The following is a 20,879-nucleotide window of genomic DNA, read 5'->3' on the forward strand; positions in this document are numbered from 1 at the left end:
ACGCATAGGCAGGGTACGGCGTTTATGCCGCCATCCAACAACGTGCAGCGTAGCGCCGTCCGGCGCTACGCAAGAGCAACGCCGTTAAACTAGCCGGAGAACTGGCGGAACAGCGCCCGCCCTTTCAACAGCCGCAGCCCTAAGCCACCGCCGCATAATGACAACAGCAGCGCGCCGCACAGCGGCAGGGCCAGCCACAGACGCCAGTCCGGCGACCACGGGAAGTCGAACACTTTCGTTTGCAGCATCGCCAGTGCCGTTTCGGCCCCGATGGCCGCCACCAGCCCGGAAATCGCGCCCAGCAGCGCAAATTCAGCCCACAGCGTTAGCCGCAGCAGCGGCTTCCCGGCACCGAGGGTGCGATAAACGACCAGCTCCTGATGGCGCTGGCGCATTCCCACCTGCACCTGAGCCAGCAGCAGCAGCACGCCGCAGGCGGTGACCAGCACCACCATCACTTCCAGCGCCCGACTCACCTGCGCCAGCACCTGGCCGACCTGTTTCAGGATTGCGCCGATATCCAGCAACGTAACCGTCGGGAACTCGCGGTTGAGCTGCGTTAGCAGCGTGTTACCGTGATCCCAGCGGAAGCTGGTTAGCCAGCTCTGCGGCTGACCATCGAGGGCGCCGTCGGGGAAGATAAAGAAGAAGTTCGGTCGCAGACTCTCCCAATCAACCTTGCGGATACTGCTCACCTTCGCGGTAAAGTCCTGAGTATCACCGGTAAAGGTTACGCTATCGCCGAGGCGGATATTCAATCGCTGCGCCAGCCCTTCTTCAATTGACACTTCCCCCGCTTTTGGCGGCCAGCTTCCTGCGACCAGCGGATTGTGCGCCGGGCGCTGGTTTTGCCAGGTCAGGTTCAGCTCGCGGTTGAGCGACTCCTCCTTGTTGCCCTCGGTGCTTTGGCCGTTGATCTGCGTGAGCCGCGCGCGAACAATCGGGTAGAAGGCCGCCGGAATCACCTGATGTTCGGCAAGGAAGGTTTTCACCTCACTCACCTGCTCAGGCGCGATATTGATCAGAAAATAGTTCGGGCTTTCCGGCGGTAGCTGCTGCTGCCAGCGATCGAGCAGATCGCCGCGCAGCACCAGCAGTAGCGCCAGCAGCATGAACGACAGCGAGAACGCCGCCAGTTGACTCAGCGTAGACCACGGCTGGCGCAGCAGACGGTTGACCGCCAGGCGCAGCGGCAGCGCGCGTAGCGTCAGGCGCTTAAGCACCTTCAGCAGCAGCCAGCCCACCACGCCGCATAGCGCCGCCAGCACCACCGCACCGGCCAGCACCGACCACAGGAGTGGGCTTCCGCCCATCAGCCAAGCCAGCAGCAGCACGGTCACCGCGGTGACCAACGGCAGATAAATCTTCAGCGGCCAGACGTTGGCGACAATATCCTGGCGTAATACGCGCAGCGGCTGGGTCGCCAGCAGCAGCCGGTATGGTCGCAGCCCGACCAGCAGCGAAATGACCGTCATTGACCCCACCGCCCACAGCCACGGCCAGGCGCTGGCAGCGGGCAGCGCCGCCGGCAGCACCGGTTTGAGTAGCGTGAGCAGTATGGACTCAAATAACAGCCCCATTGCCCCACCGGCCAGCGCGGAGAGCATCATCAGCAGCAGCCACTGACCGATAATCAACCGGCGTAGCTGTGCGCGCCCGGCCCCCAGCGTTTTAAGGATGGCCACCAGATCGTAGCGGCTGCGGCAGTAGTGCCCCATCGCCACCGCCACGGCGGCTACCGCCAGCAGCAGCGTTAGCAGCGCCGACAGCAGCAAAAACTGCTGGGACCGCTGGAGTGACTTACCCAGCGCGCCGTCGTCCTGATTTGGCCCCAGCCATCGGTGCTCGGGCTTCAACTGCGGCAGCAGCCAGCTTTCATAGCTCCCTAACTGCTCGGCGGTGCCGGCAAACATGTAGCGCCAGCTCACCCGACTACCGGGCTGCACTGCGCCGGTTTTCGCGACGTCGGCCAGATTCATCATCAGGCGCGGCGCCATCTGGAACGGATTAAAGCCGCTATCCGGCTCCTGCACGACTTCTCCGGCAATGCGCAGCGTGGCATCGCCCACATCGAGGCTGTCACCCATTTTCAGATTCAGCAGCGCCAGCAAACGCGGTGCCAGCAGCACCGTGCCAGCCGCAGGTTTCAGGCCCGCAGGGGCCGTTTCCAGCGCGCCGTACAGCGGATAGCGATCGTCAACCGCCTTCACATCGGCCAGCTGTGGCGTATCCCCCGCCCAGGTCATGGTGGAGAAATGGATCTGTTCACCCACCGTCAGGCCGAGCGCGCGAGCTTTCTCCAGCCACGCGAGCGGCACCTCCCGCGAGCTGCGCAGCACCCGGTCGCCGGCCATATATTCACGGCTTTGCTGATTGAGCCCTTTGTCCATGCGGTCGCTGATGCTGCCCAGCGCCAGCACGCAGGCCACCGCCAGGCTTAACGCCAGCCAGACAATCAGCAACGAAGGCGAACGCCACTCGCGCCAGAACCAGCGTAAAATCATGCTTCCTCCCGTAGCTGCCCGTCCACCAGCCGCAGACGGCGATCGCAGCGAGCCGCCAGCTGCGCGTCGTGGGTCACCAGAATCAGCGTAGTGCCGTGCTCGCGGTTAAGGGAGAACAGCAGATCGGCAATTTTATCGCCGGTCTGACGATCGAGGTTACCGGTCGGTTCATCGGCAAACAGCAAATCAGGACGGCCGTTAAACGCGCGGGCCAGCGCCACGCGCTGCTGTTCCCCCCCGGAAAGCTGCGCCGGAAGATGATGCAGACGCTTCCCAAGCCCCAGCTGTTCCAGCAGCGCTTTCGCGCCCTGACGGCTCTGGGCGTCGCTTTCGCCGCGCAGCAGCGCCGGCAGTTCGACGTTTTCTAACGCATTAAGGGTAGGAATCAACATAAAGGATTGAAACACGAAGCCAATGTGCTGAGCGCGCAGCCGCGCGCGCGCTTCTTCGTCCAGCTTGTCCAGCGGATGGCCGAGCAGCTTCACTTCACCGCTGCTGCCGTCGTCAAGCCCGGCGAGAATCGCCAACAGCGTCGACTTGCCGGAACCCGACTCACCAATTAAAGCAAGGGTTTGCGCCGGTTTGACAATCAGGTTAACTCCGGTAAGGATGGAAAGCTCATGCTCACCCTGACCGACGGATTTCTTCAGATGATGCACTTCAAGTACGTTTTCCGCTGGCATTTGCCTTTCCTGTTGTTGTTGCTGTTAAGCCTGCGCGCCGCGGCGGCGGACACACTGTTAGTGCTGGGCGACAGCCTGAGCGCGGGCTATCGCATGGCGGGCACCGCCGCCTGGCCTGCCTTGCTGAACGATAAGTGGCAGCCGAAAATCACGGTTATCAACGGCAGTATTAGCGGCGATACCGCGCAGCAAGGGCTGGCACGCCTGCCCGCGCTGCTTAAACAGCACCAGCCACGCTGGGTACTGGTTGAACTGGGCGGCAACGACGGCCTGCGCGGTTTTGCGCCCCCACAAATCGAGCAAACGCTGCGCGCCGTACTGCAACAGGTGAAAGACGCGAACGTTCAGCCGCTGTTAATGCAAATTCGCCTGCCCGCAAACTACGGACGCCGCTATAATGAGGCGTTTAGCGCGGTCTATCCGAAGCTCGCCAGCGAATTCAATGTTCCACTGCTGCCCTTCTTTATGGAAGAGGTCTACCTTAAGCCGCAGTGGATGCAGGATGATGGCATTCATCCCAACCGTGACGCCCAGCCGTATATTGCCGACTGGATGGCGACACGTCTGGCCCCATTAGTTAATCACGACGTCGCAAAGTAAAGCGGCGTCTTCAGGTAAAGTTATGCAAAAATCGGTCTTAATTACAGGATGTTCCAGCGGAATTGGTCTGGAAAGCGCGCTTGAGCTGAAACGCCAGGGGTTTCGCGTACTTGCCGCCTGCCGTAAACCCGATGATGTGAAACGCATGGACGGTATGGGGTTCACCGGCATTCTGCTCGATCTCGACAGCCCGGAAAGCATCGACCGTGCCGCCGAAGAAGTCATCGCCCTTACCGGCAATCGCCTGTTTGGCCTGTTCAATAACGCGGGTTATGGCGTCTACGGCCCGCTAACCAGCATCAGCCGTGAGCAGATGGAGCAGCAGTTTTCCGCCAACTTTTTTGGTGCCCATCAGCTGACGATGCGCCTGCTGCCGGCCATGGTACCGCACGGCGAAGGGCGAATTGTGATGACATCATCGGTCATGGGGCTTATCTCTACCCCGGGCCGCGGCGCCTATGCTGCCAGCAAGTACGCGCTGGAAGCGTGGTCCGACGCGCTGCGTATGGAGCTGCGTCATTCCGGCGTGAAGGTGAGCCTGATTGAACCTGGCCCGATCCGCACGCGCTTTACCGACAACGTCAACCAGACCAGCGATAAGCCGGTAGAAAACCCAGGTATCGCCGCGCGCTTCACCCTCGGCCCGGACGCGGTGGTCGAGAAGGTGCGTCATGCGTTTATCAGCGATAAGCCCAAATTACGCTACCCGGTGACGCTGGTGACCTATGCCGTCGGCTGGCTGAAGCGGCTACTGCCGGGGCGTGCGATGGACAAAATTCTGCAGGGCTAAGTTGAAGCGCACGCTTTTGCCCCCATCTCGAATACAAACCGACTACAGAGAATGACTCATGTCCGTACAGAATATTGTAAACATTACTGAAGCGAACCTACACCAGACGCTGGAGCAATCCGTCGCCACGCCGGTGCTGTTCTACTTCTGGTCCGAGCGTAGCCAGCACTGCCTGGAGCTGACGCCGGTGCTGGAAAACCTGGCTGCGCAGTATAACGGCCAGTTTATTCTGGCGAAGGTCGACTGCGATGCCGAACAGATGGTGGCCTCTCAGTTTGGCCTGCGCGCTATTCCAACCGTTTATCTGTTCCAGAATGGTCAGCCGGTCGACGGCTTCCAGGGCCCGCAGCCGGAAGAGGCTATTCGCGCGCTGCTGGATAAAGTTCTACCGCGTGAAGAAGAGCTGAAGGCGCAAGAGGCGCTGGCGCTGATTCAGGAAGGTAAGCACGCCGAGGCCCTGCCGCTGCTGAAAGATGCCTGGCAGCTCTCCGGGCAGGACAGCCAGATTGGCCTGCTGCTGGCAGAAACCTACATTGCGCTCGGCCGTTCTGAAGAGGCGGAAGCGGTGTTGCAAACCATCCCGTTGCAGGATCAGGATACCCGCTACCAGGGGCTGGTGGCACAGATTGAGCTGCTTAAGCAGGCGGCAGATACGCCGGAAATCCAGCAGCTGCAGCAGCAGGTTGAGCAAAACCCGGACGACGCGGCGCTGGCCTCAAAGCTGGCACTTCAGCTGCATCAGGTCGGGCGTAATGAAGAAGCGCTGGAGCTGTTGTTCAGCCACCTGCGCAAAGACCTGGGCGCGGCTGACGGCCAGGCGCGCAAAATGTTGCAGGAAATCCTGGCAGCGCTCGGCACCGGCGATGCGCTGGCATCGAAATACCGCCGCCAGCTGTATTCATTGCTGTACTGATTGGCACAACGCTTATCAGGCCTACTGCCCGAAGCGGTAGCCAGACAGGTAGGCCGGATAAGGCGTTTACGCCGCCATCCGGCAATGTGCAACGAACGTGCCTGATGGCGCTGCGCTTATCAGGCCTTCTGCGACATGCGGCAGCGTCAATCGCGTTTTTTCAGTTGCGTCACCACCAGCTGGTGGCGCGCGTTGTAAAACTTCCGATAGGTCAGATAGCAGGCAATAATGGTTGACAGGCTGGCGGTAGAAAGCAGCATAAAGGTCACCATTATCTGATATTTAATTGCCTTTACCGGGTCAATACCGGCAAAAATCAGCCCTGACATCATCCCCGGTAAACTCACCAGCCCCACGGTTTTCGCCGAGTCGACGGTCGGAATCAACGACGCGCGAATGCTTTCGCGAATAAGACGAGCGGAGGCCATTTTCGGCGTTGCCCCCAGGCTCAGCTTCTCCTGAATCTGCTGCTGTTCAGCGCTAAAGCGCTGGCCCAGGTTGTTGTAGCACAGCCCAACCGCAATCATCGCGTTACCGGCAATCATCCCGGAAATAGGAATGACCTGCATCGGCACAAAAGCGATCGAACCGGAAAAGACCAGTACCGCAAGCGTTAGACCGGCTCCGGCGGTAATGGCGATAAACGATGACACGAACGCTTTGTCGATATATTTACTGCGCTTTTGCGCGTTATAGGCGGCGTTGAAGCAGATAAACAGAACCATCAGTAGCGTCAGCACCGCATGGTTGACGTTGAAAATATACTTCAGTACATAGCCAACGATAACCAGCTGCACCACCGCGCGGCAAATGCTCCAGATAATGTCTTTTTCCAGCGCCAGCTTTTCCCGGTAACTCACCACAATGGCAATCAATACCAGCACCATCGACAGCGCCAGCGACTCGTTAGTGATGATGTGTTCGTTATTCATGATCTGACTCCCTGACGCTCTGTGGGTGCGAAGGCAGCATAATCACCTCATCGGCATGGCTAATTTCATCTTTGTCGTGGGTCACCCACAGCACGGCAACCTGCTCATCGCGTACGTACTGATGAATAATTTCATTCACGTTCCCTTTATTCTGCTCATCCAGCGCGCTGGTTATTTCATCGAGTAGCAGCACCTTGGGTAAAAATTGCAAATTGCGAATTAACGATACCCGCTGTTTTTCGCCTCCCGACAGCTCGTTGATTGATTTAGACAGGGTATCTTCGGCCAGACCAAAGCGCGTTAGCTGCCCCAGGAAACGATCCGGGTCCGGCTGTTGGCCGCGAATTTGCCAGGGGAAAATAAAGTTGTCGTACACCGTGTCACCAAACAGCGCCGGAGTCTGCGCGCAGTAGGACACCTGCTGGCGATAGGCTTCCGGCGTTAGGGTGTTAATATCCTGGCCGCCAAACAATATCTGCCCTGCGCTCGGTGAGAGCAGCGAAGCGATAATTTTTAATAAGGTGCTTTTTCCACAGCCGGACGGGCCGGTAATCAGCTTGAATTCGCCGGGAGCCACGTTCAGGTTTATATTCTCAAGGATCGTCTTCTCGCCAATATGAAAGCTCACCTGCTTAAGCTGTAAAATCGCGCTATTTTCCGTCATTGCCTTTCTTTATCCTGTTTTTTCGTTTTGCCCCTCTAAGTGTAACGCCAATTAATTTCAGGGGGCGAATTTCCCGTGCAGAGCCGATATACTTGTTGAGGTTACGGAGAGTAAAACAGGAGGTTTTATGCTGGTATTTATCCCCATTCTTATCTTTGTCGCGCTGGTGGTGGTTGCCGCCGGGGTCAAAATTGTGCCGCAGGGCTATCAGTGGACGGTAGAGCGCTTCGGCCGCTACACCAAAACGCTGCATCCAGGGCTAAGTCTCGTTGTGCCGTTCATGGACCGGATCGGGCGCAAAATCAATATGATGGAGCAGGTTCTCGACATTCCCTCTCAGGAAGTGATCTCAAAAGACAACGCCAACGTCGCCATCGACGCCGTCTGTTTCATTCAGGTCATTGATGCGCCAAAAGCGGCATATGAAGTCAGCAACCTCGAGCTGGCCATTATCAACCTGACGATGACCAACATTCGTACCGTACTCGGGTCGATGGAGCTTGATGAGATGCTCTCTCAGCGCGATAACATCAATACCCGACTGCTGCATATTGTCGACGAAGCCACCAACCCGTGGGGGATAAAAATTACCCGTATCGAAATTCGCGATGTGCGCCCACCGGCAGAACTTATCGACGCGATGAATGCTCAGATGAAAGCGGAACGAACCAAGCGTGCCTACATTCTGGAGGCTGAAGGGATCCGCCAGGCGCAGATCGTGAAAGCCGAAGGTGAAAAGCAGGCGCAAATTCTTACCGCCGAGGGCGAACGTCAGTCGGCGTTCCTCCAGGCAGAAGCGCGTGAACGTTCGGCAGAGGCGGAAGCCCGCGCCACTAAAATGGTGTCGGAAGCGATCGCCGCCGGTGATATTCAGGCCATTAACTACTTTGTCGCCCAGAAATACACTGACGCACTGCAACAAATTGGCGCGGCCAATAACAGCAAAGTGGTGATGATGCCGCTGGATGCCAGCAGCCTGATGGGTTCTATTGCCGGGGTTGCTGAGCTGATTAAAGACAGCAGCCGCGATCGGAAACCGTCATGATTGCCCTGGTGCTGGCGCACCCGCATTTTTTCTGGCTGAGCCTCGGCGGCCTGCTGCTGGCTGCAGAAATGCTCGGCGGCAGCGGCTATTTGTTGTGGAGCGGTGTGGCAGCAGCGGCAACGGGGCTGATAACCTGGGCGCTGCCGCTGTCGTGGGCGTGGCAAGGTGCGCTGTTCGCGGCGCTGACCCTGCTGGCGGCCTGGCTGTGGTGGAAATGGCTCTCGCGTCGGGGTGACAGACAGCGCCCGGCGCAAGGTCAGCTCAACCAGCGCGGTCAGCAGCTTTTGGGCCAGCGTTTTACCCTGGATAACGCGTTGGTCAACGGCCGCGGCCATATGCGCGTTGGCGACAGTTCCTGGCCCGTGCTGGCCGATGATGACCTGCCGGCCGGCAGCAAAGTTGAAGTCATTGCGGTGGAAGGGATCGTCCTGCGTATCAGGCTTACCCCGCCTCGCTAACCCTCACGCCAGGGTCTTACGATGGCAGCAGCCGGAAAGGTTATCAATAATCGGACAATCGGCGCTGTCATCCCCCGGGCAGGAGGCGGCAAGCGACAGCAGCTGATCGCGCATCGCCTGTAAATCGCTGATGTGGCGCTCAATGTCCGCCACCTTCTGTAGCGTGTAGGCCTTCACATCGGCGCTGTGACGCTGCGGATCGTTAAACAGATTGACCAGCTCGCCACACTCTTCAAGATTAAATCCCACCTGCCGCGCCTGGCGCAGCAGCGTAAACTCATCCAGGTGTTTTTGCGTATAGCTGCGGTAGCCGTTCTCGCTACGCAGCGGCGGCGTTACCAGCCCCTTCTCTTCATAAAAGCGAATGGCTTTGCTGGTCAGGCCGGTTTTTTTGGCCACATCACTGATATTCACATTTCCCCCTTGACCTTCCCCTTGCTGGAAGGTTTAACCTTTCTCACTGTAGACCAAAAGGTGAATTTGGTCACCCATCAATTGAGGAGAGGAATATGTCTCATACCATAGATCTGGCGCTGGACGGTTTGTCCTGCGGCCACTGCGTCAAACGCGTTAAAGAGAGCCTGGAACAGCGCCCGGACGTTGATCATGCGGAAGTCACCATCGAAGCGGCGCACGTCACCGGCAGCGCCAGCGCCGATGCGCTGATTGAAACCATTAAACAAGCCGGTTACGGCGCGGAGCTCAGCCACCCAAAGGCTAAACCGCTGGCAGAGTCATCACTCCCGTCGGAAGCACTGACAGCGGCCGCCCCTGAGCTTCCGGCAGCACAGGAACTGGATGACAGCCAACAGCTGCTGATCAACGGTATGAGCTGCGCCAGCTGCGTTTCCCGAGTACAAAACGCCCTCCAGGCGGTGCCGGGCGTGGTACAGGCACGGGTAAATCTGGCGGAGCGCACGGCCCTGGTCATGGGCAGCGCCTCCGCCGGTGATTTAGTCCATGCCGTAGAGAAAGCGGGCTACGGTGCGGAGGCCATTGAAGACGACCTTAAACGTCGCGAACGTCAGCAGCAAACCGCGCTGGCCACCATGAAACGTTTTCGCTGGCAGGCCATTGTCGCCCTGCTGGTCGGCGTGCCGGTGATGGTCTGGGGGATGATTGGCGACAACATGATGGTCACCGACGATAACCGCTCGCTGTGGCTGGCTATTGGCCTTGTCACCCTGGCGGTCATGGTATTTGCGGGCGGCCATTTCTATAGCAGTGCATGGAAAAGCCTGAAGAATCGTACCGCCACAATGGATACGCTCGTGGCGCTGGGGACCGGCGTAGCCTGGCTGTATTCAATGAGCGTTAACCTGTGGCCGCAGTGGTTCCCGATGGAAGCACGCCACCTTTATTATGAAGCCAGCGCCATGATTATTGGTCTGATTAACCTCGGCCATATGCTGGAAGCACGAGCGCGTCAACGTTCGTCGCGCGCGCTGGAAAAACTCCTCGACCTGACGCCGCCCACCGCGCGGGTAGTCACCGAGGACGGTGAAAAAACCGTGCCGCTGGCCGACGTGCAGCCGGGCATGATCCTGCGCCTGACCACCGGTGACCGGGTACCGGTCGATGGGGAAATCAGCCAGGGCGAAGCCTGGTTTGACGAAGCCATGCTTACCGGCGAGCCCATTCCGCAGCAGAAAGGCGATGGCGACAGCATTCACGCCGGTACGGTAGTGCAGGATGGTTCTGTCTTATTCCGCGCCAGCGCCGTCGGCAGCCATACCACGCTGTCACGCATTATTAAAATGGTCCGCCAGGCACAAAGCAGTAAACCGGAAATTGGCCAGCTGGCGGATAAAATTTCGGCGGTGTTTGTACCGGTCGTGGTGGCGATTGCGCTATTCAGCGCGGCCATCTGGTACGTCTTCGGACCGGCGCCGCAGATTGTTTATACGCTGGTGATCGCGACCACGGTGCTTATCATCGCCTGCCCGTGCGCCCTCGGCCTCGCGACGCCGATGTCGATTATTGCGGGCGTAGGCCGCGCTGCCGAATACGGCGTGCTGGTTCGCGATGCCGATGCCTTACAGCGTGCCAGCGAACTGACCACGCTGGTATTTGATAAAACCGGCACGCTGACCGAAGGCAAACCGCAGGTTGTCGCGATCGTCACGCAACGTGATATTGATGAGGCCGTCGCGCTGCGCCTGGCCGCTGCGCTGGAGCAAGGTTCAAATCACCCGCTGGCACGCGCTATTCTGGAGAAAGCCGCCAACAACACGCTCCCGCAGGTTAACGCCTTCCGCACGCTGCGCGGCCTGGGGGTTAGCGGTGAAGCCGAAGGGCATCGCCTGCTGCTCGGCAACCAGGCGCTGATGCATGAACAGCAGATCGATACCCGTGAACTGGACGACGAACTGGCCCGCCAGGCGGCTCAGGGCGCAACGCCGGTACTGCTGGCCATTGACGGTAAAGCCGCCGCGTTGTTTGCCATTCGCGATCCGCTGCGCAGCGACAGCGTCGCCGCGCTACAGCGTCTGCATCAGGAAGGCTATCGTCTGGTGATGTTAACGGGCGATAATCCGGTGACTGCGAACGCTATCGCCAAAGAAGCCGGTATCGATGAGGTGATTGCCGGCGTGCTGCCGGACGGTAAAGCTCAGGCCATTAAAGATCTGCAGGCGCAAGGGCAAAAAGTGGCGATGGTCGGCGACGGCATCAACGATGCCCCGGCGCTGGCGCAGGCCGATGTGGGCATCGCGATGGGCGGCGGCAGCGACGTGGCGATTGAAACGGCGGCTATCACGCTGATGCGCCACAGCCTGGTGGGCGTTGCCGATGCGCTGGCCATTTCCCGCGCCACCCTACGCAACATGAAGCAGAACCTGCTTGGCGCCTTTGTCTATAACTCGCTCGGTATTCCGATTGCCGCAGGGATCCTTTGGCCGCTGACCGGCACGCTGCTTAACCCGGTGGTCGCCGGGGCGGCGATGGCGCTCTCATCCATTACGGTGGTCAGCAACGCTAACCGGTTGCTGCGATTTAAACCTAAAGCCTGATCCTCGCGCCCCGCCCGTTTTCGGACGGGGCGCGTTTGCACCTTTCCTTCCGGCGCGCTAGCATGACATTTTCCTTCCAGGGAGCGCGGATGAGCCTGTTACATCAACTACAACGCCTGTGGCGGACCCTGCGCGGCTCGCCGTACAGCTGGCCGGCGCTGGATGTCACCCTTCCCGGCGGTCGCCATCTGCACCTGGTCGGCAGCATTCATATGGGCACACGCGATATGTCCCCCCTGCCGCCAAAGCTGCTAAAGAAGCTACGTCAGGCCGATGCGCTGATTGTTGAAGCCGATATTTCCGGCAGCGAAACCCCGTTCAGCGATCTTCCCGAATACCCGCCGTTGGCCGAACGGCTGAGCGCAGAGCAGCTTAGCGCGTTACAAAAACGGCTTGATGAGCAGGGAATGTCGCTCGCCCGCGTGGATAACCAGCCGCTGTGGCAAATCGCGATGGTGCTACAGGCCACTCAGGCTCAACGTTTAGGTCTGCGTCCGGACTACGGTATTGATTATCAGCTGCTCGCGGCCGCACACGATGCCGAGCTGCCGGTGCAGGAGCTGGAAGGGGCAGATAGCCAGATTGACCTGTTATGCCATCTGCCCGACGGCGGCATGGCGCTACTTGATGATACCCTGACGCACTGGCACACCAACGCACGGCTGCTGCAGGTCATGATCGGCTGGTGGTTGGATCAGCCCCCGACCCGCGGTGGAACATCGCTGCCCAATACGTTTAGCCAGTCGCTCTATGATGTGCTGATGGTGAAACGCAATATTGCCTGGCGAGATGCGCTGCTGGCGCTACCGCCGGGACGCTATGTGGTCGCGGTAGGCGCGCTGCATTTGTACGGAGAGGGCAACCTGCCACAGATGCTGAAATAAAAAAATGGCCAATATCGCTATTGGCCCGTCAAAGAGGAATTTCATCATTATTATTATCCCGAAGTTTTCACTCCGGATCCTCCGATTGTCGCTCAAAGTTGCTACAACTGCCAATACCTATTGCGCAAGATTATACTATTTTTTAGTCCGTTTTAGGGCGTATGCTGACGGTATACCCTGTCTGTAGTAAGAAGGAACGTTATGACTCCCGCAGTTAAGTTACTCGAAAAGAACAAGATCCCATTTAGCATTCATACCTACGATCACGATCCGAATGAAACGAACTTTGGCGATGAGGTCGTGCGCAAATTAGGGCTAAACGCCGATCAGGTTTACAAAACGCTGCTGGTCGCGATGAATGGCGATATGAAACAGCTGGCAGTGGCGGTCACGCCGGTCGCCGGGCAGCTGGATTTGAAAAAAGTCGCCAAGGCGTTGGGCGCGAAAAAGGTCGATATGGCCGATCCGATGGTGGCACAGCGCGTCACCGGTTATCTGGTCGGCGGCATCAGCCCGCTGGGGCAGAAGAAGCGCCTGCCAACGGTGATTGACGCGCCGTCGCAGGAGTTTGCCTCTATCTATGTTTCCGGCGGCAAGCGCGGGCTGGATATTGAGCTGGCGGCGGTGGATTTAGCGAAAATTCTTGGCGCGACGTTTGCGGACATTGCGCGCCGGGATTAATAACGCGATTTTCGGTTACCCCTCTGATAGCCTCGTACGCCGCCATCCGGCAATGTGCGCTGAACCGCCTGATGGCGCTGCGCTTATCAGGCCTACGGAAGGGTAGGCCGGATAAGGCGTTTACGCCGCCATCCGGCAATGTGCACCCAACTGCCTGATGGCGCTGCGCCGAGCTTACTGCCAGCTCACTTCCCCTTTCGGCTCGTAAGCATTCACATCCAGCGGCGAGTTCTGCTCAATATACTGTTTAAGCACCTCGGCATCGATAAAGCCGGTATTCACATAGCCCGGTTTGTTATCAATCTTCGGATAGCCGTCGCCGCCGGTAGCGTTAAAGCTCAGCGTCGCCAGACGATAGGTTTTCGCCGGATCGACCGGTTCACCTTTGATTTTCAGATCCTGAAGCTGCCCGCCCTTCGCCACAAAGCTGACGTTAGCAAACTGCGGATAGGCCCCGGAGTCCGGCTTCATCTGCGCTACAGCGGTCAGATACTCAATCACCTCTTTCCCGCTCATATCGGCATACACCACCACGTTGCCAAACGGCTGCACCTTCAGCACGCTCTTATAGGTGATATTACCCGCCTCGATGGAGTCGCGAATGCCGCCGCCGCTCATGACGCCAAAATCGGCGCCGGTGCGCGCCATCTGCGCCGCCAGAATCAGGTGCCCCATGTTGGTCTGCACGAAGCGAACCTTGCTGCGATCGCCTTCCAGATGCCCATTCACGCTGCCAACTTTTACCTCTAACTGCGCTTTGCCTTTACTCTGGAACGGCGTCAGCAGCGAGAGCATCTGCGGGTTTTCCGGGATCTGCGGCGTGTAAAGCACGCGCTCGCTCTGCCCGTTATCGTAAGTGACTTTCTTCTTCAGGTTGACCGGGATCAGCTGGTAGTGCACCAGCTTAAGCTCACCGTTGCGGAATTCGAAGTCCGCGCGGCCGACATATTTCCCCCACTCGTGGGCCTGAACTATCCAGATACCGTTCTGTTTGTCCGGCGCGCAGGGCGTACCCGGTACGTAATCAACCTGCTTTTTATTTTCCGACGCCATGCAAACCGGGTCCTGCGAGTGACCGCCTACAATCATCGCCAGCGCGCCGGCCGGCAGGCTGCGCGCCATTTCAACATCACCCGGCGCATTGGAGCCGTGTTCGCCGTTATCGTAGTGCCCCATATGGGTCGTCGCCAGAATCAGGTCAGGCTTCTCTTTCTGCTGTAGCTCCTGAATCACCAGCTTCGCCTCTTCCGCCGGTTTGCGGAATTCAATATCGGTAAAGTATTCCGGATTACCGATTTTGGCGGTGTCGTCGGTGGTTAAACCAATGACGGCAATTTTCAGATCCTGACGTTTAAAAATCGCCCACGGTTTAAACAGGCGCTCGCCGGTGCTTTTCTGGTAAATATTGGCGGAGAGGAACGGGAATTTAGCCCACTTTTCCTGCTGGCGCAGAACGCTCAGCGGATTATCAAACTCATGGTTGCCGACGGCCATCGCGTCGTAGCCCACCAGATTCATGCCGCGGAAGTCCGGCTCGGCATCCTGCAGATCCGACTCCGGAACCCCGGTGTTAATATCGCCGCCCGAGAGCAGCAGCACGCTGCCGCCTTCTGCTGCCACTTCTTTACGAATGCCGTCAACCAGCGTTTTTTGCGCCGCCAGGCCATACTCGCCGTATTCACTGCGCCAGAAGTGCCCGTGGTGATCGTTGGTATGCAGAATGGTTATCTTATACGTTTTATCTTGCTGATAAGCCTGTGAGGGCAGGCTGACTAAAGATAGTGCAGCCAGCATCGCCAGCGCCACGCCTCGTTTGACGAAATGCATGATTCTCTCCCTGAGTGAATAACAACCGCAGAAATTACAACGCTATGAAATATTAGTCTAATTTGTTTTCAGAATTGAGACTTCCTTCAAACGTCTTAGACAGGTATCTTAGTCTGATAATAATTATTAAAGCGTTTATCCCCAATATCGCACTACCAAATATAAGTGGAATCTATGGCAATCTCTGAAACCAGCCCTACGCGGCCTGGCCCGACTGCGTCTTCGCAAAAGGGCCGCACCTCATTCGGTATCCTGGGAGCAATAAGCCTCTCCCACCTGCTCAACGACATGATTCAGTCGCTGATTCTGGCCATCTACCCGCTGCTGCAGTCCGAGTTTTCTCTGACCTTTGTGCAGATAGGGATAATCACCCTTACCTTCCAGCTGACCTCATCGCTGTTCCAGCCGGTGATCGGTTACATCACCGATAAGCGTTCGATGCCGTGGTCACTCCCCGTCGGCATGTGCTTTACCCTAAGCGGCCTGGTGCTGCTGGCGCTGGCAGGTAGCTTCGGGACGGTGCTGCTGGCCGCTGCGCTGGTCGGTACCGGCTCATCCGTGTTCCATCCGGAATCCTCCCGCGTGGCGCGCATGGCTTCCGGTGGTCGCCACGGGCTGGCGCAGTCTATTTTCCAGGTCGGCGGTAACTTCGGCAGCTCGCTTGGGCCGCTGCTGGCGGCGGTGATTATCGCGCCGTACGGTAAGGGTAACGTTGCCTGGTTCGTCCTGGCCGCGCTGCTGGCGATTGTCGTGCTGGCGCAGGTCAGCCGCTGGTACGCCGCGCAGCATCGTCTGGCGAAGGGTAAACCTAAAGCGGTGATTATCAATCCGCTGCCGAGAAACAAGGTTATTCTGGCCGTGAGCATCCTGCTGATGCTGATTTTCTCGAAATATTTCTATATGGCGAGTATCAGCAGCTACTACACCTTTTATCTGATGCAAAAATTCGGATTATCGGTACAAAACGCGCAGATTCACTTATTTGCCTTCCTGTTTGCAGTGGCTGCGGGCACCGTCATTGGCGGGCCTGTAGGTGACAAGATTGGCCGTAAATATGTTATTTGGGGCTCTATCCTCGGCGTTGCACCGTTTACTCTCCTTTTACCCTACGCCAGCCTGTGGTGGACGGGGATTTTAACGGTGATCATTGGATTTATCCTCGCATCGGCGTTTTCTGCCATTCTGGTGTATGCGCAGGAGCTATTGCCGGGCCGTATCGGGATGGTTTCCGGGCTATTCTTCGGCTTCGCTTTTGGCATGGGTGGCCTTGGGGCTGCGGTACTGGGGCTGATTGCCGACCATACCAGTATCGAGTTGGTTTATAAAATATGTGCTTTCCTACCACTTATTGGGATGTTGACCATATTCTTACCTGATAACCGCCAAAAACACTGAATTTACGGCAGCCAAACCTTTGTTTTGGCTGCCGCTCCCCTCCCCGCAAGCGCGCGTCTTATCTGGCTTTGCTCAGCCAATTTTCATTTTTGTGCCATTTACTCTCAAAAATTCAATTTTTTAGCTAAATTCAAGAATTATTCACAAACACAATCACGGAAATTGTCATAAACTATTACGAGGTTTTTTGGTTTTCAGGCTGTTGCGGCACTCTGCGCCAAAAATGGGACCACGCATCACGACGAAAGGAGACGGAATGCATCACGCCACACCGCTAATCACCACCATTGTTGGTGGCCTTGTGCTCGCTTTTTTCCTTGGCATGATTGCCAATAAGTTAAGAATTTCACCACTGGTAGGTTATTTATTAGCGGGCGTGCTGGCCGGACCGTTTACTCCAGGATTTGTCGCTGATACCAAACTGGCGCCTGAGCTTGCAGAACTCGGCGTTATTCTGCTGATGTTCGGCGTCGGTCTCCATTTTTCGCTCAAAGATTTGATGGCGGTAAAGTCTATCGCCATCCCCGGCGCCATCGCGCAAATAGCCGTCGCCACGCTGCTGGGGATGCTGCTCTCCACTTTCTTAGGCTGGTCAATGATGACCGGTATCGTGTTTGGTCTGTGTCTTTCTACCGCCAGTACCGTGGTGCTGCTACGCGCGCTGGAGGAACGGCAGCTTATTGATAGCCAGCGGGGGCAAATTGCCATCGGCTGGCTGATTGTTGAAGACCTGGTGATGGTATTAACGCTGGTTCTGCTCCCCGCCGTCGCCGGAATGATGGAAAAAGAAAATATCGGTTTTGCCTCATTGGCTATCGATATGGCCATCACCATCGGCAAAGTTGTGGCGTTTATCGCCATCATGATGCTGGTTGGCCGTCGTCTGGTGCCGTGGATCCTCTCACGCAGCGCCGCCACCGGGTCTCGCGAACTGTTCACGCTCTCGGTACTGGCGCTGGCGCTGGGCATTGCCTTCGGTGCGGTCGAATTGTTCGACGTCTCCTTCGCGCTGGGCGCATTCTTCGCCGGAATGGTGCTGAACGAATCCGAGCTGAGCCACCGCGCGGCGCACGATACGCTGCCGCTGCGCGACGCGTTTGCGGTACTGTTCTTCGTCTCCGTCGGCATGCTGTTCGATCCGTTGATTCTGATTGAGCAACCGCTGGCGGTGCTGGCAACGCTGGCTATTATCATCTTCGGTAAATCGCTGGCGGCGTTTGGCCTGGTACGCCTGTTCGGTCACTCCCAGCGTACCGCACTGACCATCGCCACCAGCCTGGCGCAAATTGGCGAATTTGCCTTTATTCTGGCCGGTCTGGGGATGGCGCTGGGGCTACTGCCGCAGGCCGGGCAAAACCTGGTGCTGGCGGGCGCGATTCTCTCCATTATGCTTAACCCGGTGCTGTTCTCCCTGCTGGAGAAATACCTCGAGAAAACGGAAACGCTTGAGGAACAGACGCTGGAAGAGGCGCTGGAAGATGAAACGCAGATCCCGGTGGATATTTGCAATCATGCGTTGCTGGTCGGCTACGGCCGCGTCGGCAGCCTGCTCGGTGAGAAGCTGATGGCGCAGGGCATTCCACTGGTGGTCATTGAAACGTCGCGAACCCGCGTGGATGAGCTACGTGAACGCGGTATTCGCGCGGTACTGGGCAACGCCGCTAACGAAGAGATCATGAATCTGGCGCACCTCGACTGCGCCCGCTGGCTGCTTTTGACCATCCCCAACGGCTACGAGGCCGGGGAGATTGTTGCCAGCGCTCGCGAGAAGTGTCCGCACCTCGAGATCATTGCCCGTGCGCATTATGACGACGAAGTGGCGTACATTAGCGAACGCGGAGCCAATGAAGTGGTGATGGGCGAGCGGGAGATTGCCAAAACCATGCTGGGGCTGCTGAGCTCGCCGCCGTTGAGTGAGGCGGTAAGCGGGTAACTTTCTTCGGCCGAATAAAGCGAAGATGCCATCCGGAAATCTGCGCCATCTTCCTGATGGCGCTGCGTTTATCAGGCCTACAACGGCACGTCATCGTTGTAGGCCTCGAACGAATTAACGTTCCCAGTACGCCTCTTCGAGGCTATCTTCTTTCTCCGGCAGGCCGCGCGTCAGACGCGGCGAATGCTGGTTCAACACCTGATAGCTTACCCGGTTAGCATACTTGCACACCTGCGCGAGTGACGAATAGGTCAGCCAGGCGTGCTGATGCTTGCTGGAGTTCGGCACGTTGCTACGGTGATAGGCGTTGGCGGTAATATCATGCAGCAGCGCCGCCAGCGCACCGTCACCCGCGCCATTGGTGTTCATGATTTTTTCTGGCCCGCCCATAAATGGCGCAATGTGCGAGTAGATACGCAGTGGCTCACGGCAATCTTTAAAACGCACCGCGCGGCTGAACTCATACTGGTTAAACTCGGCAATGGCACCCGGCAGCAGCGGATGCTGGGTTTTACGCTTGGCCTCATTTTCGGTAAAGCCTGCCATATACAGCCCGGTCGGCCCGGCGGTGCACAGCACCAGATCCACCCAGTCCAGCGCTTTATCCGATGCCTGCAGCGGGTCGCTGAGGCCGGTTAACGCTTCCGCTTCTTCTTCATTCATCGCCAGAATCGACACGTGCTCTTTGATAAAACGCTGCCACCATTCCGGGCTATCGGCGATAACAAACTTCGTGCCCAGCGTCAGCACCACCGGTACATCATGCTTTTTGGCATAGGCGATGGCCTGCATGGTGGCATCCGGCATCGGCTCGCCCGGCTTGCAGCGCACCAGGTAGGAGGTGAGCACCAGCGCAGATGCGCCGGCGATAACCGACTCAGGAATACTCTCCGGGCGCAGCTTGTTCATGTGCCCAGGGCTAATGGCAAAGGTCCGTTCGCCGCTGTCGCTAATCAGCGTAAAGCAGCGGCCAATCGGCCCGTCAACGCCCTGCAAATGGTTAAGATCGGTGCGGCTGGAGGTATTACACAGGTAGCGGTAGGCATAGCCGCCAATTTCGATATTGCTGCACATCACGCCGAGCAGCACCGAGCGGTCATCCGCCAGCACCGAGTAGTTATGCATGGTGTTACCGATAGTGCCACCGGCAAACTGATGGGTAATCAGGTTTTCGCGCACCAGTTCCTGATACAGCGCTTCCGCTACATCGTCTTCAATCACCAGCGAATGCCCGGCACTCAAGCCGTAGCGCTGAATAAACGCATCGTCGACTTTCGCCTCAATATCCACCAGCGTCTGGTCGATACCGACGACCCACGCGGCGCTGGTTTCACTTTCGGGCTGAATTTGCTTGAGCAGCGGATCGCGAGCGTCCACTGGGAAGTAATGTTTAGATTTGCGTTTACCGGGAAATTTCATGGTGATTTTTGGCTGGCAGTTAACAGGCGGGGAATAGTAGCATATTCCCCTACCCGCAGGCGATTAGCGATACGGCGCAGTCAGATTCACCATCATCTCAATATGCGCATCATCATCATTAAGCGCGGGAATATACTCATACTGTTGCCCACCCGCCTCCAGGAACACTTCACGGTTCTGAACCACTATTTCTTCCAGCGTTTCCAGGCAATCAGCAGAGAAGCCCGGGCACATCACCTGAATATGCTTCACGCCCTTTTCTCCGAGCATTTTCAGCGTCTCATCGGTATACGGCGTCAGCCACGGTTCACGGCCAAAGCGCGACTGGTAGGTCATCATCACCTTGTCCGGTGAAATACCCAGCGCGGAAACCAGCTCGCGGGTCGTGTCGCGACAGCGTTGCGGATAATCGTCGCCTTCATGCGCGTAGCGCTGCGGAATGCCGTGATAGGAAAGCAGCAGCAGATCCGGCTCGCCGTGGCGCGCGAACGATGCGCGTGCGCTAGCGGCCAGCGCCTCAATATAGCCGCGATCGGTAGCATAGTCGCGAATGAACGACACGCTCGGAATGGCGCGTTTGCTGGCCAGTATACGGGCGAGTTCATCCCATACGGCGGCCACGGTCGAACAGGAATACTGCGGGTAAAGCGGCAGCACGACAAGCTGATCGACGCCCTGTGCCAGCAGTTCATCCACGGCGCTTTGTAGCGACGGCGTGCCGTAGCTCATGCCCAGCGCCACCGGCACATCCGGCAGGCGTGCGGCCAGCGCGCGCTGCTGGCGACGGCTATAAACCATTAGCGGCGAGCCGTCTTCCATCCACACGGACTGATACAGCTTTGCTACCCTGGGCGCGCGAATAGGCAGAATCACGCCGCGCAGCAAAGGCCACCACAGCAAACGCGGCGTATCAACAACGCGCTTATCGCTTAAAAACTGTTTCAGATAGCGTTTAATGGCTTCAGACGTGGGGGCATCGGGCGTCCCGAGGTTAACCAGCAGAATACCGGGTTTTTTATGATGCATTACCGCCTCTTATCGATTCAAATTGTTGATAATTGTAGCGGAAAAGCAGGGAAGAAAAACTAATTGCTGTGAGAGGTAAGGCGAGAATTTTTGCCTGATGGCGCTGCGCTTATC

General features: G+C 57.7%; 18 protein-coding genes. 10 read left to right on the forward strand and 8 right to left on the reverse strand.

From position 1 onward, the window contains the following. Positions 1 to 89 precede the first annotated feature (89 nt). Together ybbP and ybbA are read right to left on the reverse strand one after the other, a co-directional pair. Positions 90 to 2,504, reverse strand: a complete 2,415-nt coding sequence (ybbP, locus tag H7R56_RS17660; RefSeq protein WP_106930515.1) for a putative ABC transporter permease subunit YbbP — start codon at positions 2,502 to 2,504, stop codon at positions 90 to 92. Next, positions 2,501 to 3,187: a putative ABC transporter ATP-binding protein YbbA gene (gene ybbA / locus H7R56_RS17665; protein WP_106930517.1), complete on the reverse strand. Its 687-nt coding sequence runs from the start codon at positions 3,185 to 3,187 to the stop codon at positions 2,501 to 2,503. Before ybbA ends, ybbP begins: the two co-directional genes overlap by 4 nt. Here ybbA and tesA point away from each other — a divergent pair. The 3 genes from tesA to H7R56_RS17680 are packed head-to-tail and all read left to right on the forward strand — an operon-like array spanning position 3,155 to position 5,490. Continuing rightward, positions 3,155 to 3,787: a multifunctional acyl-CoA thioesterase I/protease I/lysophospholipase L1 gene (gene tesA / locus H7R56_RS17670; protein ID WP_146145742.1), complete on the forward strand. Its 633-nt coding sequence runs from the start codon at positions 3,155 to 3,157 to the stop codon at positions 3,785 to 3,787. The two genes, ybbA and tesA, sit on opposite strands and share 33 nt — an antisense overlap. A 22-nt stretch (positions 3,788 to 3,809) precedes the next feature. Beyond that, a complete protein-coding gene (locus H7R56_RS17675; RefSeq protein WP_106930519.1) occupies positions 3,810 to 4,577 on the forward strand; it encodes an SDR family oxidoreductase in 768 nt (255 codons plus the stop codon). 58 nt (positions 4,578 to 4,635) lie between these two features. Continuing rightward, positions 4,636 to 5,490 carry a co-chaperone YbbN gene (locus H7R56_RS17680; RefSeq protein WP_106930521.1) on the forward strand — a complete coding sequence of 285 codons (855 nt, stop codon included), beginning with the start codon at positions 4,636 to 4,638 and terminating at the stop codon, positions 5,488 to 5,490. A gap of 146 nt (positions 5,491 to 5,636) precedes the next feature. Here the strand turns inward: H7R56_RS17680 and fetB are convergent, their stop codons facing one another. Then, positions 5,637 to 6,422, reverse strand: coding sequence for an iron efflux ABC transporter permease subunit FetB (gene fetB, locus H7R56_RS17685; RefSeq protein WP_106930523.1), 786 nt, complete (start codon positions 6,420 to 6,422; stop codon positions 5,637 to 5,639). Continuing rightward, positions 6,415 to 7,086 (reverse strand): iron efflux ABC transporter ATP-binding subunit FetA, encoded by a 672-nt coding sequence (fetA, locus tag H7R56_RS17690; protein ID WP_106930525.1) that lies wholly within the window; start codon positions 7,084 to 7,086, stop codon positions 6,415 to 6,417. The genes fetB and fetA overlap by 8 nt, the downstream gene beginning before the upstream one ends. A gap of 127 nt (positions 7,087 to 7,213) precedes the next feature. Here fetA and H7R56_RS17695 point away from each other — a divergent pair, with 127 nt between their 5' ends. Both H7R56_RS17695 and H7R56_RS17700 read left to right on the forward strand, forming a co-directional pair. Beyond that, on the forward strand, positions 7,214 to 8,131 hold the full coding sequence (locus H7R56_RS17695) for an SPFH domain-containing protein (protein ID WP_106930527.1): 918 nt from the start codon (positions 7,214 to 7,216) through the stop codon (positions 8,129 to 8,131). Beyond that, complete coding sequence (locus H7R56_RS17700; RefSeq protein WP_106930529.1) at positions 8,128 to 8,589, forward strand: NfeD family protein; 462 nt, start codon at positions 8,128 to 8,130, stop codon at positions 8,587 to 8,589. Before H7R56_RS17695 ends, H7R56_RS17700 begins: the two co-directional genes overlap by 4 nt. Before the next feature lie 3 nt (positions 8,590 to 8,592). Here the strand turns inward: H7R56_RS17700 and cueR are convergent, their stop codons facing one another. Then, positions 8,593 to 9,003: a Cu(I)-responsive transcriptional regulator gene (cueR, locus tag H7R56_RS17705; protein WP_106930531.1), complete on the reverse strand. Its 411-nt coding sequence runs from the start codon at positions 9,001 to 9,003 to the stop codon at positions 8,593 to 8,595. Positions 9,004 to 9,098: 95 nt separating this feature from the next. On the opposite strand from cueR, the gene copA reads away from it, so the two are divergent. From copA to ybaK, 3 genes are all read left to right on the forward strand, one after another. Further along, complete coding sequence (gene copA, locus H7R56_RS17710; protein ID WP_106930533.1) at positions 9,099 to 11,600, forward strand: copper-exporting P-type ATPase CopA; 2,502 nt, start codon at positions 9,099 to 9,101, stop codon at positions 11,598 to 11,600. Between the two features lie 89 nt (positions 11,601 to 11,689). After that, positions 11,690 to 12,484: a TraB/GumN family protein gene (locus H7R56_RS17715; RefSeq protein WP_106930535.1), complete on the forward strand. Its 795-nt coding sequence runs from the start codon at positions 11,690 to 11,692 to the stop codon at positions 12,482 to 12,484. A 201-nt stretch (positions 12,485 to 12,685) separates the two neighbouring features. Then, on the forward strand, positions 12,686 to 13,165 hold the full coding sequence (gene ybaK / locus H7R56_RS17720; protein WP_106930539.1) for a Cys-tRNA(Pro)/Cys-tRNA(Cys) deacylase YbaK: 480 nt from the start codon (positions 12,686 to 12,688) through the stop codon (positions 13,163 to 13,165). A 174-nt stretch (positions 13,166 to 13,339) separates the two neighbouring features. On the opposite strand, the gene ushA is transcribed toward ybaK, so the two are convergent. Then, complete coding sequence (ushA, locus tag H7R56_RS17725) at positions 13,340 to 14,992, reverse strand: bifunctional UDP-sugar hydrolase/5'-nucleotidase UshA (protein WP_106930541.1); 1,653 nt, start codon at positions 14,990 to 14,992, stop codon at positions 13,340 to 13,342. Between the two features lie 174 nt (positions 14,993 to 15,166). Between ushA and H7R56_RS17730 the strand changes: the two genes are divergently transcribed. Together H7R56_RS17730 and ybaL are read left to right on the forward strand one after the other, a co-directional pair. Continuing rightward, positions 15,167 to 16,387, forward strand: a complete 1,221-nt coding sequence (locus H7R56_RS17730; protein ID WP_106930542.1) for an MFS transporter — start codon at positions 15,167 to 15,169, stop codon at positions 16,385 to 16,387. A 256-nt stretch (positions 16,388 to 16,643) separates the two neighbouring features. Then, positions 16,644 to 18,320 (forward strand): YbaL family putative K(+) efflux transporter, encoded by a 1,677-nt coding sequence (gene ybaL, locus H7R56_RS17735; RefSeq protein ID WP_106930544.1) that lies wholly within the window; start codon positions 16,644 to 16,646, stop codon positions 18,318 to 18,320. 114 nt (positions 18,321 to 18,434) lie between these two features. On the opposite strand, the gene H7R56_RS17740 is transcribed toward ybaL, so the two are convergent. Continuing rightward, positions 18,435 to 19,739, reverse strand: coding sequence for an inosine/guanosine kinase (locus tag H7R56_RS17740; protein ID WP_106930546.1), 1,305 nt, complete (start codon positions 19,737 to 19,739; stop codon positions 18,435 to 18,437). Positions 19,740 to 19,802: 63 nt separating this feature from the next. Next, positions 19,803 to 20,765, reverse strand: coding sequence for a ferrochelatase (hemH, locus tag H7R56_RS17745; protein ID WP_182928319.1), 963 nt, complete (start codon positions 20,763 to 20,765; stop codon positions 19,803 to 19,805). Positions 20,766 to 20,879 lie beyond the last annotated feature (114 nt).

Origin of the sequence: Klebsiella sp. WP3-W18-ESBL-02 (assembly GCF_014168815.1) — a bacterium.
GTDB classification, from domain to species: Bacteria; Pseudomonadota; Gammaproteobacteria; order Enterobacterales; family Enterobacteriaceae; genus Kluyvera; species Kluyvera ascorbata_B.

Bases quoted from the DNA above. Each gene is read 5' to 3' on its own strand.
- H7R56_RS17695 (WP_106930527.1), top strand. From the start codon at position 7,214: ATGCTGGTATTTATCCCCATTCTTATCTTTGTCGCGCTGGTGGTGGTT.
- ybbA (WP_106930517.1), bottom strand. From the start codon at position 3,187: ATGCCAGCGGAAAACGTACTTGAAGTGCATCATCTGAAGAAATCCGTC.
- H7R56_RS17715 (WP_106930535.1), top strand. From the start codon at position 11,690: ATGAGCCTGTTACATCAACTACAACGCCTGTGGCGGACCCTGCGCGGC.
- tesA (WP_146145742.1), top strand. From the start codon at position 3,155: ATGATGCACTTCAAGTACGTTTTCCGCTGGCATTTGCCTTTCCTGTTG.
- ybbP (WP_106930515.1), bottom strand. From the start codon at position 2,504: ATGATTTTACGCTGGTTCTGGCGCGAGTGGCGTTCGCCTTCGTTGCTG.
- H7R56_RS17730 (WP_106930542.1), top strand. From the start codon at position 15,167: ATGGCAATCTCTGAAACCAGCCCTACGCGGCCTGGCCCGACTGCGTCT.
- ushA (WP_106930541.1), bottom strand. From the start codon at position 14,992: ATGCATTTCGTCAAACGAGGCGTGGCGCTGGCGATGCTGGCTGCACTA.
- H7R56_RS17740 (WP_106930546.1), bottom strand. From the start codon at position 19,739: ATGAAATTTCCCGGTAAACGCAAATCTAAACATTACTTCCCAGTGGAC.
- copA (WP_106930533.1), top strand. From the start codon at position 9,099: ATGTCTCATACCATAGATCTGGCGCTGGACGGTTTGTCCTGCGGCCAC.
- H7R56_RS17700 (WP_106930529.1), top strand. From the start codon at position 8,128: ATGATTGCCCTGGTGCTGGCGCACCCGCATTTTTTCTGGCTGAGCCTC.
- ybaK (WP_106930539.1), top strand. From the start codon at position 12,686: ATGACTCCCGCAGTTAAGTTACTCGAAAAGAACAAGATCCCATTTAGC.
- hemH (WP_182928319.1), bottom strand. From the start codon at position 20,765: ATGCATCATAAAAAACCCGGTATTCTGCTGGTTAACCTCGGGACGCCC.
- fetA (WP_106930525.1), bottom strand. From the start codon at position 7,086: ATGACGGAAAATAGCGCGATTTTACAGCTTAAGCAGGTGAGCTTTCAT.
- H7R56_RS17675 (WP_106930519.1), top strand. From the start codon at position 3,810: ATGCAAAAATCGGTCTTAATTACAGGATGTTCCAGCGGAATTGGTCTG.
- fetB (WP_106930523.1), bottom strand. From the start codon at position 6,422: ATGAATAACGAACACATCATCACTAACGAGTCGCTGGCGCTGTCGATG.
- ybaL (WP_106930544.1), top strand. From the start codon at position 16,644: ATGCATCACGCCACACCGCTAATCACCACCATTGTTGGTGGCCTTGTG.
- H7R56_RS17680 (WP_106930521.1), top strand. From the start codon at position 4,636: ATGTCCGTACAGAATATTGTAAACATTACTGAAGCGAACCTACACCAG.